At 59.1% G+C, this 13,592-nt stretch carries 15 protein-coding genes; 5 read left to right on the top strand and 10 right to left on the bottom strand.

Annotation, left to right across the window (positions count from 1 at the left end):
• The first annotated feature begins 64 nt into the window (after nucleotides 1-64).
• Both ACQY47_RS27745 and ACQY47_RS27740 read left to right on the top strand, forming a co-directional pair.
• Nucleotides 65-454 (top strand): DUF2946 domain-containing protein, encoded by a 390-nt coding sequence (locus tag ACQY47_RS27745; RefSeq protein ID WP_428553689.1) that lies wholly within the window; start codon nucleotides 65-67, stop codon nucleotides 452-454.
• Nucleotides 455-548: 94 nt separating this feature from the next.
• Nucleotides 549-2,675 (top strand): TonB-dependent receptor, encoded by a 2,127-nt coding sequence (locus tag ACQY47_RS27740; protein WP_428553686.1) that lies wholly within the window; start codon nucleotides 549-551, stop codon nucleotides 2,673-2,675.
• A gap of 118 nt (nucleotides 2,676-2,793) precedes the next feature.
• Here ACQY47_RS27740 and ACQY47_RS27735 read toward each other — a convergent pair whose 3' ends face one another.
• Entirely contained in the window at nucleotides 2,794-3,813 is a 1,020-nt protein-coding gene (locus ACQY47_RS27735; RefSeq protein ID WP_428553683.1) for an ABC transporter substrate-binding protein, read from the bottom strand.
• Between the two features lie 132 nt (nucleotides 3,814-3,945).
• On the bottom strand, nucleotides 3,946-4,395 hold the full coding sequence (locus ACQY47_RS27730) for a hypothetical protein (RefSeq protein WP_050547738.1): 450 nt from the start codon (nucleotides 4,393-4,395) through the stop codon (nucleotides 3,946-3,948).
• A gap of 406 nt (nucleotides 4,396-4,801) precedes the next feature.
• Here ACQY47_RS27730 and ACQY47_RS27725 point away from each other — a divergent pair, with 406 nt between their 5' ends.
• The 3 genes from ACQY47_RS27725 to ACQY47_RS27715 all read left to right on the top strand — a co-directional run bounded on the left by ACQY47_RS27725 (nucleotide 4,802) and on the right by ACQY47_RS27715 (nucleotide 5,746).
• On the top strand, nucleotides 4,802-5,077 hold the full coding sequence (locus tag ACQY47_RS27725; RefSeq protein ID WP_017136432.1) for a hypothetical protein: 276 nt from the start codon (nucleotides 4,802-4,804) through the stop codon (nucleotides 5,075-5,077).
• 124 nt (nucleotides 5,078-5,201) lie between these two features.
• Nucleotides 5,202-5,432 (top strand): hypothetical protein, encoded by a 231-nt coding sequence (locus tag ACQY47_RS27720; RefSeq protein ID WP_026013642.1) that lies wholly within the window; start codon nucleotides 5,202-5,204, stop codon nucleotides 5,430-5,432.
• A 77-nt stretch (nucleotides 5,433-5,509) separates the two neighbouring features.
• On the top strand, nucleotides 5,510-5,746 hold the full coding sequence (locus tag ACQY47_RS27715) for a DUF2789 domain-containing protein (protein WP_017136430.1): 237 nt from the start codon (nucleotides 5,510-5,512) through the stop codon (nucleotides 5,744-5,746).
• 6 nt (nucleotides 5,747-5,752) lie between these two features.
• On the opposite strand, the gene ACQY47_RS27710 is transcribed toward ACQY47_RS27715, so the two are convergent.
• The 8 genes from ACQY47_RS27710 to ACQY47_RS27675 all read right to left on the bottom strand — a co-directional run bounded on the left by ACQY47_RS27710 (nucleotide 5,753) and on the right by ACQY47_RS27675 (nucleotide 13,578).
• Nucleotides 5,753-5,956, bottom strand: a complete 204-nt coding sequence (locus ACQY47_RS27710) for a hypothetical protein (protein WP_017136429.1) — start codon at nucleotides 5,954-5,956, stop codon at nucleotides 5,753-5,755.
• Between the two features lie 114 nt (nucleotides 5,957-6,070).
• Nucleotides 6,071-7,303 (bottom strand): methyl-accepting chemotaxis protein, encoded by a 1,233-nt coding sequence (locus ACQY47_RS27705; protein WP_370589445.1) that lies wholly within the window; start codon nucleotides 7,301-7,303, stop codon nucleotides 6,071-6,073.
• A 544-nt stretch (nucleotides 7,304-7,847) separates the two neighbouring features.
• Entirely contained in the window at nucleotides 7,848-8,252 is a 405-nt protein-coding gene (locus tag ACQY47_RS27700) for a TraR/DksA family transcriptional regulator (RefSeq protein ID WP_003191666.1), read from the bottom strand.
• A gap of 338 nt (nucleotides 8,253-8,590) precedes the next feature.
• Nucleotides 8,591-9,613 carry an ABC transporter permease gene (locus ACQY47_RS27695; RefSeq protein WP_026013640.1) on the bottom strand — a complete coding sequence of 341 codons (1,023 nt, stop codon included), beginning with the start codon at nucleotides 9,611-9,613 and terminating at the stop codon, nucleotides 8,591-8,593.
• Nucleotides 9,614-9,644: 31 nt separating this feature from the next.
• Nucleotides 9,645-11,198: a sugar ABC transporter ATP-binding protein gene (locus ACQY47_RS27690; protein ID WP_428553673.1), complete on the bottom strand. Its 1,554-nt coding sequence runs from the start codon at nucleotides 11,196-11,198 to the stop codon at nucleotides 9,645-9,647.
• Nucleotides 11,199-11,261: 63 nt separating this feature from the next.
• Nucleotides 11,262-12,197 carry a sugar ABC transporter substrate-binding protein gene (locus ACQY47_RS27685; RefSeq protein ID WP_017136425.1) on the bottom strand — a complete coding sequence of 312 codons (936 nt, stop codon included), beginning with the start codon at nucleotides 12,195-12,197 and terminating at the stop codon, nucleotides 11,262-11,264.
• Nucleotides 12,198-12,245: 48 nt separating this feature from the next.
• A complete protein-coding gene (locus ACQY47_RS27680; protein WP_163005443.1) occupies nucleotides 12,246-12,422 on the bottom strand; it encodes a hypothetical protein in 177 nt (58 codons plus the stop codon).
• A gap of 127 nt (nucleotides 12,423-12,549) precedes the next feature.
• Nucleotides 12,550-13,578, bottom strand: coding sequence for a Gfo/Idh/MocA family protein (locus tag ACQY47_RS27675; protein ID WP_236461568.1), 1,029 nt, complete (start codon nucleotides 13,576-13,578; stop codon nucleotides 12,550-12,552).
• Nucleotides 13,579-13,592 lie beyond the last annotated feature (14 nt).

Here is a 13,592-nt window from a genome sequence, read left to right as displayed (position 1 = left end):
AGGATAGTCGGCCTGAGATTTTTTGTAGGCATTTCGTCGGCGGCTGATGGTAAAGTGCCGCCCCATGAAAATCGCCCGTGCCGGCCGCTCACTCATTGCCTGGATGCTGTATTGCTGCGTCCTGTTCAATGTGTTCGCGTGCAGTATTGGACATGGGCAGATGCTGGGCATGCAGCTCAACGGCATCGGCGGCCAGTTTTGTACGGTCGACCCGCGCACCCAGGCGCCGGCACAGAACAACTCCACCGACGAGAACCTGCCAACGCTGTCCAAGGCGTTCGGTTGCCCATTGTGTTCGACCGGCGGCATGGGGCCAGCACTCAGTTCCAGCCTCAATGTGGCGGTGTTGCCCCAACCGCACGCGCCGCCGCCAGCGGTGGTGCTTGCCGCTGATATTCCTGCCCGCTTCACCTGGCCCACGGCCAACCCGCGCGCGCCTCCCGTTCTCGCCTGATCCCTGCGCTTTCTGATCTGCATCGACCACCGCTCCCTTTAGGACTGCGGAGGGCTGTGCGTTGTTTTCAAGCCAAGATTTTCAGGATTCAACCATGAAACATTTACCCTTGTTGGCGGGCCTGTTCGGCTGCCTGCCTGTCTGTGGCTGGGCGCTCGAGCTGGCCCCCACCACCATTGATGGCGAACAAACCAGCGAACCGGGCCTGGCCCTGGACCAATCCAGCGGCACGGCATCACGCCTGGGTTTAAGCGTGCGCGAAACCCCGGCGTCGGTGGCCATTGCCAACCGCAACGACATTGAGCGCCATGGCGCCAAGACCTTCCGCGATGCGGCCAATACCTTGCCCGGCGTCAACGCCAGTGCGCCGCCGGGGTTTGGCGGGTTTGTGTCCTATCGTGGCTTTACCAGCAGCCAGATCACCCAGATGTTCAACGGCATCAACGTCGCCACCGGCCTGGCGCGGCCAGTGGATGCGTGGATCTATGACCGAGTGGAGCTGGTCGGCGGCCCCTCCTCCCTGATCAACGGCGCCGGCTCCGTGGGCGGCTCGCTGAACTACGTGACCAAGCTTGCCACACGCGAGGAACAAGCCGCCGAAGGCCAGCTCACCTATGGCAGCTACGACACTGCCGGCATGGCCTTTGGCCTCAACCATGCCCTGACCGAACCCGGCGCCGAGGTGCAGCACTACGCCCGACTGGATGTGAGCCGCAACACCAACCACAGTTACATCGACCGCGACCAGCGGGATGCCTGGAGCCTGGCGTTTTCCTTGCTCAGTGACCTCACCCCCAACCTGTCCCACACCCTGGCCCTGGAATACCAGGATGAACATGAGGACAGCCCGTATTGGGGCACGCCGGTGCTCAACCCCAAGGCGGGTGAGTTGAAAATCGACAAGCACAACCGCTTCAACAACTACAACGTCGCCGACGGTCGTTACGAGCAACGCACGATCTGGATGCGTTCGATCATCGACTACCGGATCAACGACAGCACCACACTGAAAAACACGCTGTATCACCTGGACAGCCAGCGTGACTACCGCAACCTGGAAACCTACCAGTACAACGCCGACAACAGCGCGGTGAACCGCTCGACCGCCTACCAGGTACGCCATCAGGGCGAGCAGCACGGCAACCAGTTCGAGCTGCGCCATGACGACAGTGTGTTCGGCCTGTCAACCACCTGGTCCGGCGGCTTCGAGTACAAGGTCAACAGCACCACCAACAACCCGCTGAATGTGCCAGGTAACAGCACGGTGGACCCGAATGCCTACAACCCCGGGCACTTCTACGACATTCCGGGCACCCGGCCAGGTTTTATCAAAGACAAGACCAACGAGGTCACCACCAAAGCCTTGTTTGTGGAAAACCGCTTGGGCCTCACTGATAAACTCTCGCTGCTCACAGGACTGCGTTACGACGCCATCGACCTGGATGTGACTAACCATCGCGTGATCACCGCCACCAACCCACGCCACTTCAAGCGCAGTTGGGAGCCGGTCACCGGCCGCGTAGGCCTGACGTATCAGTTCATCCCATCGGCCAATGTGTATGTGCAATACAGCACCGCAGCGGAGCAACCTTCCACCACCACTCAAGTGTTCGACGTGTCGACCGGCAAACAGTGGGAAGTCGGCAGCAAGTTCGACTACCTCGACGGTCGCGGTTCGGCCACCGTCGCCGCCTACAGGATCGAGCGCAAGGACTTTGCCGTCACCGACCCGCTGGACCCGAACAACAGCATTCCGGTGGGTGCGCAGACCTCCAAGGGCATCGAGTTGGCCAGTTCGTTACGCATCACGCCACGGCTGCTGGCCGAAGGCAACTTTGCCTGGGTGGACGCCGAGTACGATGACTTCAACGAGAAAATCGCCAGCGGCGCAGTGGTATCGCGCCAGGGCAATACGCCCACCAACGTGCCCAAGCGCGTGGGCAACGTATGGCTGACGTATGACGTTGCCGAGGACTGGCAAGGCGGTGTGGATGCGCGGTATGTGGCCCAGGTGTATGCCGATAATGCCAATACCCAGACGGTGCCGGCCTACACGCTATTCGGCACGTTCCTGCGTTACAAAGTGGATTCACATACCTCGGTGACCGGGCGGGTACGTAACCTGACCAATGAGGTGTATGCCGAGTTTGCGCATGTGTCGCCGGCTTACTATTTGGGCGCGCCACGGACGTTTGAGTTGGCGGTACAAACCCGATTCTAAACCTGGAATAGAGAACCAAATGTGGGAGCCGGGCTTGCCCGCGATGGCGGTGTGTCAGTCCTGTATAAGTTGACTGTCACGCCGCCATCGCGGGCAAGCCCGGCTCCCACATTGGAGGTTACTTCAGGCTCGCCTCAACCTTCTGCGCCACCTGCGGCGTCAACCACGCCTTCCACACTTCAGGGTGTTCCTTGAGGAACACTTGCGCCACGTCACGCGGCGCCGTGTGATTTTCGCTCATCGCCGCCAAGGCTTTATTCAATGGCTCAATCGGAAACTGCACCTTGGTAAAGAACTCGGCAATCTGCGGCTGCGCTTGCTGGAAGGGTGTCGACACACCGATGCTCAGCTTGGACGCCAACGAGCGCGTCGGCCGTGGGTTGGGGTTGTCTGCATCGGTCAGGGTCTTCCAGGCATCGGCGTCAAATGGCGGTTCTTCCAGCTGGATCAGCTTGTAACGGCCCATCAAGGGCGTTGGCGACCAGTAGTAGAACAGCACCGGCTTGCCACGACGGATCGACGACGCGATCTCCGCATCCAGCGCCGCACCCGAGCCGCTGCGAAAGTTCACATAGCTGTCGCTCAAGCCATAAGCCTTGAGCTTCTGCGCGTTGACCACTTCCGAGGTCCAGCCGATCGGGCTGTTAAGAAAACGCCCCTTGCCGGGCGACTCCGGGTCTTTGAACACGTCCTTGTAACGCGCCAGGTCCTGCACGGTCTTGAGGTCCGGCGCCAGCGGTTTGAGGCCTTTGGCCGGGTCGCCCTTGACCACGTATTCCGGCACCCACCAACCTTCGGTGGCGCCTTTGACCGTATCGCCCAGGCCGATGACTTTGCCTTCGGCTTCGGCCTTGATCCACACCGGGCTGCGGCCGGCCCATTCTTCGCCGATCACCTGGATATCGTTTTTCGCCAGGGCGGTTTCCAGCGTAATGGTGGTACCGGGCAACGTATCAGTGGGCAGGTCATAGCCCTTTTCGACAATAAAGCGCAGCACTTCGGTGATCAGGCTACCGCTTTCCCAGTTCAGGTCGGCAAAGTGCACCGGCGTTTGCGCAGCCGATACCGGCAACGACAGACTCATGGTCGTCAACGCCGCAGCCGCAGCCGCAACCACCAGGGTTCTCAATCCTTTCATGCCTTTGCACCTCGCATTTTCACAGCCATAGCGGGCGGCTTTGCTGCGGATGCGCGAAGCCTCTGAATAGTTAAGTCAACTCAACTGTAGTAGAGGTTCCGGAGGAGCAAGAATACACGTGGCGTTTAGCAGTTACTCACTGGCCTTGAACGTCACCAGTTCACCCTTGCGCCACTTGGCGGCCTTGCCGGTCACGGCCTTGAGGGTTTTGGTCAAGCCTTCCTGCAATTGTTCATTGGCGGCAAACACCAGCATCACGCTGTGGCCTTCCTTGAACACGATGCCCTGGCCTTCGGTCGACGAAACAAAGGCGTAATCGCCCAAGCCATACACCGTCAACTTGATGTCGCGAAACTTCAGTTCGAACTTGCCGCCTTCACGGCTCGGCAACACGGCGGCACGAAAATGGTCGCCGACCTTGAGTTCCAGGCGCGGTTTGTCATCCACGACCAGCGCCGATTCAGTATCGATCTCGGCGATGTAAATGCCTTCCGGCGTCTGTTCAGTGATGTAAACGAAACGGGATTGAAACTGCTTGACCAACTTTGCGCGCAAATCACCCAGCACGAATAACGCGTGCATATCCAGATTACTGACTGCCAAGGAAACGCCCCCACATCAAAAAAGGCGCTGACCGCCAGAGCGGGCAGCACAAAAAAACGGCCGTTACGGCTCGATCACACATTCGTAAAAAACTGAAGAAACCTGCTGCCACGCCATAAGACTAGTACACAGATGCACGATGGACCTTATGCAAGGTCATCAGGCGACACAGCAAATCACAGGTTCAGCAGCCCGAGAACTCGGACCGACCCACTTCAGACAATAACCCGGTTAAAAACGCGATTTCCGACAGCCTACACATTACATAACACCCGGAATGGAACCAGGCATCGGCTGCCGACGACAATACTAAAACAGCAACCCGGTTCAAAACCACTCGAAACGCTGCTGGTAAGTCCACAAGGTCGATCGACAGGAGCTGAGCATGCAACCACGTCAACACGCCGTTATGTCATCGCGCACTCGTTCATCATGTCCAGACGAGCGCCAATACTACTGCTTACATAACCCCAACGGGTACTCCAATTACGTTCTTTACCAAGTGGTACCGGCCGGACGCAATTTCTTTCATATCCTTGAAGTGACCAGCGGCAGGATCAAAGGCTTTCGCAGCACGCATTCCAAGGCGTGCGAATTGGCCCAACAACTCGAAGCCAACCTGCAAGCGGTTCACGCTGCGATCGTTTCGTCACCCGCCTGACTTTACTGCGCCGTCGCCCTTCAACAACTGCCATACTGGCCTGTCCATTGAAGTTTGCCCCTTGCGTGTCGGCGTTCATCAGTGCAGTGACCTTGATGCAGTTAACTTGAAGGGAAGGCTATACGTGACGGAATTTGATATTGGCGAATTTTTCATCCATGGCGATGCGCGAGAAGTAGATGGCGAGTTTCAAGCGGTGATCATTATGCGGGCTAAACCACCGCTGACCACGGTCACCACGCATCAGGTAGAAAAAGATCGTTGGTTCAAAACCGTCGACGCTGCGGCCATTGCCGGCAAAGATGCCGCCAGGGCGCTGAAATCCGCGGTGGATTCAGGTGCACTCAATTCCTGACCTGTGCAAATCCTGAACTCTGTCGCGTCCCCGGCCTCACATGCACAACATCCCTCACCTTGCATGGAGAACCCACCATGGACGCGCCAATCCCAACGCTTGAAACCCTGTTTGATCAACTCGGTCTGGATTCAACACCTGAAGCCATCGATGCTTTTATCGTCGCGCATCCGCTACCTGAAGACGTGAAGCTGATCGACGCACCCTTCTGGTCTGCGCAACAAGCGGCGTTTCTTAAAGAAGAACTGCGCGAAGACGCCGAATGGGCAATACCGGTGGATGAGCTGAACCAGCGCCTGCACCAGTCTAAATAACACGCCTCAATGCAGGCTGTCTGATTGTTCAAGGTGCATCAGTGCCTGCCAGGCGGCTCTGCACTCCTCGGCTTCACTGCGGCTGGCGAATGCCGTACCGCGTTGCTCGCCATTGAGCAACACCACCCAACAGGCTTTCTGGCCCAGCGCACGCAGGGTTTCGGGAACACCACTGCCGATCATCACGGCGACATCGACCTTGTTTTGCATGGAGCTTCTCCGCCACATTAGTTAGCTACCTAACAATGTTGGCCATGCTACGGTTTTATTCCAGTTGGAAAAAGCTATCTCCGGAATAGCTCCATTGCATAAACAGTAACAATCCTAACGCCCAGCCTTGGCCCCTTCCGGTTTATAGCCCAGGCGCAAGCCACCCCAATGCCGCCCCTTAACCATGATCGGCACCGACAAATCGTGCATCAGTTCGCCAGTATCGCGGGTATAGGTCTGCAACAGCACTGCTTGTTGATGGCTGCCACAACGAATGCCGGTACGGTCGTCGAACTTGCGTTTGGTACGGTTCTGCACGGCGTCAACCTGTGCATCGCCGGTCAGGGCGTGGGAGAACGCCTTGTTGTGTGTGGGCACATAGCCCTGCGGTGTGCAGGCAATCGCGAACACCAGCCCCTCATGGCGCGGCAGCAATGCCTCCTGGATCGTCGGCAGCACTTGGTCGGTGTAGCCATCAAAGCGCGTGTGGTATTTGCTCGGCCGGGTGTTGGGGATCGGCGTGTAGCTGCGGTCGAACAAGTCTTCCAGGCTGATGCGGTTTTGCACGATGTCAGCCTCGAACTGCTCACCAATACGGCTCGCCCCTTCGCGAGCCAGGTCGTAGATGCGCTGGTGATAGTCATCCAGCCCGACTTCAGCCAGGCGCTCACTGATGGTTTCAGCCTGTCCTTCCATCTGCACAGCGACCTCGGCCAGTTGCCGCGTCTGCTGGTCGCTCACCGTTAAATCGCTGCGCATCTGCTCTACCGCGTGGAACAGGCTGTCGAGTTGCGCGCGGTTGGTGTCGGTGCCTTGGGCGATCTCATTGACCTGCCCTTCTACGTCGGCTGCCAGGCTGGCGATATTTTCCAGTTGCTCACCCGCCTGCTCCACCTGCTCGACACCGATGTGCAAGTCGGCAGACAGTTGGCGAATCTGTTCCACCACCTGGGCGGTGCGTTGTTGAATATCGGCGACCATCACGCCGACCTCATCCGTCGCCGTGGCCGTACGCCCGGCCAGGCCACGCACTTCATCGGCCACTACGGCAAAGCCGCGCCCGTGCTCACCGGCGCGCGCCGCTTCAATGGCGGCGTTCAGCGCGAGCAGGTTGGTCTGGCTGGCAATGGACTGGATCACCAGAGTCACGCGCTGAATCTCTTCACTGCGCTGGCTCAGCGCCTCGATCAACTCTCGGCTGGCATTGGCGCGCAGGCGCAGTTGGTGCATGCGAGTGATCGATTGAGCCAACACTTCGCGCCCTTCAGTACTGCGCTGGTGCGCCTGGCTGGCCGCGCCCAAGGCCTGCCGGCTGAGTTGAGAGGTGACTTGCTCGGTGCCGATCATCACTTCGGCGCTGCTGACAATTTGCTTGGCGGCGCCTAATTGCGATTGCACGCGCGCGGCCAGTTGCTTGACCGAATAAGCCACGCCGGCAGCGGAAAGTGCGTTATGACTGGTGGTGTAGGAAAGATCGCGAGTCAGCTCACCCAGCGTATCAATCGCCTGGGCAGGCGCTACACGCGGCACTCGGGCTTTGAGCGCAGGCAGCCAGATCACCAGCAAGGCCAGTGGCAGGCACAGGTACAGCGGCAAGCCGGCAAACGACAGGCCCAGCAGGACCAGCACCAGCGCGGTGCTCTGCATAAGCGGCGTCAGCCAGCCGGGCAGCACGCGCACCACCGTTTGCGGTGGCGCCGCTGCGCCCATCAGAGATCCGTCTCCAGCCATCGTCGTTACCCCTCTGTTTGTCGTTATTGTTGCTGCATTAAACGCCACTATTGGGCCATTATCCATGGGCCTTTCGTGGGGTGCTTGCAGCAGATCAATAGACAGGGACGTAACCGGTGTTTCTTCGGGCATCACAGCTGCGATGCCCGACTTCAGCGCATCAGGCCTGGCGCTGGTGCTTGTCGATCTGCTCGTGACGCTCTTGCGCTTCGATACAGTATTTGGTGGTCGGGCTGATCAGCAGGCGCTTGAGGCCGATAGGCTCGCCGCTGTCATCGCACCAGCCAAAAGAATCTTCCTTGATGCGTTCCAGGGCACGCTCAAGCTGAGGCAGCATGCGCTGGTCGCGGTCGATGGCGTTTACCAGCCAGGTGCGCTCTTCTTCCACAGAGGCAGCGTCAGCCGGGTCCGCCGGGGTGTCCAGGCTTTCGATGGCGATGCGGTTCTGCTCAATGCGCTCGTGGTGTTCCACTTTCATGTCTTGCAGCAACTTCTCGAAAAAAGCGTGCTGTTCGGCATTCATGTAGTCATCCGCCGGCATGGCCAGCAACTTTTCCTTTGTCATTGATTTCTCTATAAAAAATACGTGCATTAAGGCGAATAAGGGAGCGTTCCGGCAGACCTTCGCAGGCCTCGGAAGGGCGCCGTCCATTTCAAGCGCCACCCGGCACTCAATTTACGAGGGGCGGCAGTCTAAGGCCGACTGGAAGGCTCAGCAACTGAAAAGACAGGCATTTTTTCCCAATTAACCCCCAAAGGCACCAGGACGGGCTTGGCGAACGGTCATCGGAGTGCGTTTATAGCAGGAAAGTTCGTGAAGCAGCTATAAGCCACAAGCTGCAAGCGACAAGCTGTAAAGCCCATCTAACTTGAAGCTTGCGGCTTACCGCTTGCAACTGGACTTCAGCGCTTGAGCTTGCGCTTGTTGCGATACTGGTCGATCACCACCGCAATCACAATGATCAGCCCCTTGATGATGTCCTGGATATACGCATCCACACCCACAAAGGTAAACCCGCTGGCCATCACGCCGAGAATCAGCGCGCCGATCACGGTGCCGGTGATGCGCCCTACTCCGCCCGCCAGGCTGGTGCCGCCGATTACCGCCGCCGCAATCGCATCCAGCTCATAAGACATGCCCATGCCGGCCTGGCCGGTGGCGGCACGCGCCGAGGCCACCACACCGGCCAGGCCCGCCAGCAGACCGGCGATGCTGTAGACGATGATCAGGTGACGCTTGACGTTGATGCCCGAGGTGCGCGCCGCCTGCATGTTGCCGCCGATGGCGTAGGTGTACTTGCCGTACTTGGTGTAGCGCAGGGCGATATGGAAGATCACCGCCACCACCAGGAAGATAATCACCGGCATCGCACCATGGCCGATGGCAGTGTACGAATCCGAGAGCATGCTCACCGGCTGGCCTTCGGTGTAGTAGCGTGCCAGGCCACGGGCCGAGACCATCATGCCCAGGGTCGCAATAAACGGCGGAATGCCGGTCACCGCGATGATACTGCCGTTGATTGCCCCCGCCAGCAGCCCCACACCCAGGCCCATCGCCACCGGAATCCACACCGGCAAGTCGGTCAGGCTGGGAAACACTGCCCGGGAAAAGTCCGAGGTTTGCGCCAAACTGGCGGCAATCATCGCCGATAACGCCAACACCGAGCCTGAAGACAGATCGATACCGGTGGTGATGATCACCTGCGTCACGCCAATCGCCAGCAGGCCGATGATCGACACTTGCAGAATCATCAGCACCAGGCGCTGGGAGTTCATCAGGAAGCTCTGGTCGCGCACGATCCAGCCGAATAGCTCAAACACCAGGCCGATGCCGATCAACACCAGGAAGATACTCAGCTCGGTGGGTAAACGCCGACGGTGCTTGACCGGTGCCGTGGCAGGCTTGTTGTCTGTTATTGCGTTCATAGCCAATCACCTTCTTATTCTGTGCGGTTCGTCAGTGGACTACGGTCATACCGGAAGCCAGCTGCATGACTTTTTCCTGGGTCGCATCGGCGCGATCCAGGGTGCCCATCAGTTCGCCTTCATGCATCACCATCACCCGGTCGCTCATGCCCAGCACTTCCGGCAGTTCGGAGGAAATCATGATCACCGCCATGCCTTCGCTGGCGAGGAAGGAAATCAAGCGATAGATCTCGGCCTTGGCGCCAACGTCGATGCCACGGGTCGGCTCATCGAGGATCAGCAAGCGCGGGTTGGTCATCAACCAGCGCGCCAACAGGGCTTTTTGCTGGTTGCCGCCGGACAGAGTGTCGATGCACTGCTCCAGTGACGGAGTTTTCACCCGCAGCTTCTTGCACATGTCTTCGCACAGTGCGCGCAGGGCTTTCTGCTGGATAAAACCGTTACCCGAGTAATGCGGCAACACGGCCATCTCCATGTTCTCCAGCACCGACAGGCACGGGAACAGGCCACTGAGCTTGCGGTCCTCGGTCAACAGCGCAAAGCCTTTCTCGATAGCCATGTGCGGGTCGGTGATGCGCACCGGCTTGCCGTCAAGGGTGATCTGGCCGCTGGAACTTGGGGTGATGCCGAAAATGGTCTCTGCCACGTTGGTGCGCCCCGAGCCCATCAACCCGGCGATGCCGAGAATTTCACCGGCATGCAGGTCGAACGACACGTCCTTGAACACGCCATCCAGGCTCAAGTCGCGCACCGACAACAGTAAATCGCCGATGGGCGTCTCGCGCACCGGGAACAACTGGCTCAGTTCGCGGCCGACCATCATCGAGATCAGGCTGTCGCTGTTCATGCTGTCGGCGCGCTGCAGGCCGATGTACTGGCCGTCGCGGAACACCGCCACTTCGTCGGCGATGGCAAACACTTCGTTCATTTTGTGCGTGATGTAGACGATGCCTTTGCCCTGGGACTTGAGGTCGGCAATGATCGAAAACAGGTGGGCCACTTCCTTTTCGGTAATGGCTGAAGTCGGTTCATCCATGATCAGGATGTCGGAGTCGTAGGACACCGCCTTGGCAATCTCGACCATCTGCCGCTCGGCGATGCTCAGGTTGCCGACCTGTTCTTCCGGGTCCAGGTTGATACGCAAACGGGCCAGTAACTCGGCGGTGCAGCGGTGCATTTCGCGGTGGTTGACCATGTGCAGGCTATTGAGCTGCTCGCGGCCGATCCAGATGTTCTCGGCGATGCTCATGTGCGGCATCAGGTTGAGTTCCTGGTGGATCATCGCGATCCCGGCCTTCTGCGCCGCCAGCGGTGTTTCAAACACAATCGGCTTGCCGCGCAGACGAATTTCCCCGGCGTCGGGCTGGTAGATGCCGGCGATGATTTTCATCAACGTCGACTTGCCCGCACCGTTCTCGCCCATCAGCGCCAGTACCGAGCCTGGGCGCACGCGCAGTTGCACATCGGCCAGGGCCACAACGCCGGGAAAGCCTTTGCTGATGTTGACGATTTCCAGCAGGTAGGGTTCTTCCAGCAGCGCGGGCTGGAGACCGGGAGGCTGCGAGACAGTGGCTTGAGCAAGCATATCGGGTACTCCATCAGCAGAGCGACCGTGGCCGCCCTGCTTGCTTATTGTTGTTATGAAGGGCTACTTGAAGTCTTTGACGTTATCCGGCGTGATCAGCTTGAACGGGATGATTACGTTCTGCTCGACCGGCTCCTTCTTGGCCATCTTGCGCGCCGCTTCCACCGAACCGACCGCCTGGCCCTTGGCGTCCTGGAAGGCCGACGCGGCCATGTCACCCTTGGTAATGGCGTTCAAACCGTCCGGCGTGCCATCCACCCCGGCAATCAACACGCTGCCAGGCTTGGTACCCGCCGACTTGAGGGCCATGGACGCGCCAATGGCCATCTCGTCGTTGTTGGCCAGAACCGCATTGAATTCGCGACCTTGGGTCAGCCAGTCGTTGACCAGGGTCATGCCCTTGTCCCGCAGCCAGATGCCGGTCTGCTCTTGCTCGATGGTAATGCCGGGGTATTTGGCGAGGACTTCCTTCACGCCTTTGGTACGGTTGGTGGTGGAGTTGTTCGCCAGGTCACCCAGCAGGATGACGATCTTGCCCTTGCCGCCGAGCTTTTCGGCGATGTACTGCATTTGCAGGCGACCGGCCTCGACGTCATCGGACGTCACCGCAACGACATCCTTGGGCAAGTCTTTTTGGTCAGGGCGACGGTTGACGAAGACCAGCGGAATACCCGCCTTGGTAGCGGCACTGATAATGTTCTTGGTCGAGGCGGTATCGACCGGGTTGACGATAATCGCGTCGACCTTCTGGCTGATGAAGTTCTCGACCTGGCTCAGTTGCTTGACCACATCGGCGCGGGCGTCTTCAAACTGCAATTGCACACCATCGCCCTTGGGATAGGACTTGGCTTGCTTGTCCATGTCTTCACGCAGGTAGGTCAGGAAGGTGTCATCAAAGGCGGACATGGTCACGCCAATCTTGAGGTCGGCGGCCGAGGCAACACCACTGGCCAGCAACATGGACAGGGCCAGCGCGGTAAAACGGATCGGGGTCTTCATGAACGGTCTGTCTCCAATTTCTTGTTGGTTTTTTGGACGTTGCGTTTATCAGCGCTCGGCGGGCAATCGAACCACCGGTGCCCCCGGGATGCAGCAGACCAGCGCGCCGTGGTTTTCGACACACAGCACATTAAGGAAGGAGAAGTAAAACGGCCGGGCGCGGGGCAGACCGCGTGGCGCTGAGGCAGGGCGTAAAACTCGCAGTACAGCGTTGAAGATTTTCATCTGACGGTACCTGGTTGTTTTTGATCTTGTTTTTGTTGAGCCGCGCGAATCGAGTTCGAACGTACTTTATGCAACCTGGAAAAGACTGTATTAGAAAATAATTTCCATATCAACCTGTTTTAGAATTTTATTCTATTTTTGTCGAAACCACCTGCTGGCGCTCGGCGCTGAGGCGTGCGGCGTCCAATATACGGGTGGTTTCCAGCGCGTCATAGGCGCTTACCGGCAATGGCCCCTGCCCTTGCACGGCCAGCTGCAACTGGCGATAGAACTGCGTCCAGCAGCCCTTCTCGGACGGCACCCGCTCGCGATCCTCGCCTTGCTCGAACCAACCCCAGCGTCGATGCTCCTCGGCACCCCAGTGCTCGCCTTCGGTTTTTGGCGACTTGCCGGCCATCAGCGCGTCTTCCTGGCCGTCCAGCCCATCGACGGTGTAACAACCCAGGGTGCCACTGACCCGAAAACGCGGTGCCTGGCTGTTTTGCAGGGCGCTGCCCCACAGGTGCGAAATCACGCCATTGGTGTGGGTCAGGGAGACGAAAAAACCGTGATCAAGGGTGGGGTGTTGCGGCGTGAACTGCAATTGCGCAAACACCCGGTCCACCGGGCCGAACAATTGCAGCGCCTGGTCCACTAGATGGCTGCCCAGGTCACGCAGCCAGCCGCCGCCACTGGCATTGCCCACCGCTTGAGGGCTGTAGCGTTCGACGCGGGATTCAAAGCGTGTGATCTCACCCAAGGCACCGGCGTCGATCAGTTTGCGCAGGGTCAGGTAATCCGAATCCCAGCGCCGGTTCTGGTAGACGCTGAGCAGCGAGCCCTGGCGCTCGGCGGCGGTGATCAGCGCCTGGGCCTGTTCGGCGTTGCTGGCGAAGGGTTTGTCGCTGACCACCGCCACGCCGTGCTCGATGGCTTCCAGCACCAGCGCCGGGCGGCCTTTGAGGGTGGTGGAGATCACCAGCGCGTCGACACCGGCCTCGACGATCTGGCCGATGCTGTCAAAGGCCTTTACACCCGGAAGGTCAGTACTCAATTGCTGGCGGCGCTCCGCTGAACGGGTCACCACGCCAACAAAGGTCGCACCGGGCAAGGTTGCAATCAGCGGTGCATGAAAGAAACGCCCTCCGTGGCCGTAGCCGACTAGTCCGATTCGCATAAGTTGTTTCCTTG

It is taken from the genome of Pseudomonas edaphica (assembly GCF_965277385.1).
GTDB classification, from domain to species: Bacteria; Pseudomonadota; Gammaproteobacteria; order Pseudomonadales; family Pseudomonadaceae; genus Aquipseudomonas; species Aquipseudomonas edaphica.
This window is presented reverse-complemented; position numbering and strand designations above follow the sequence as displayed.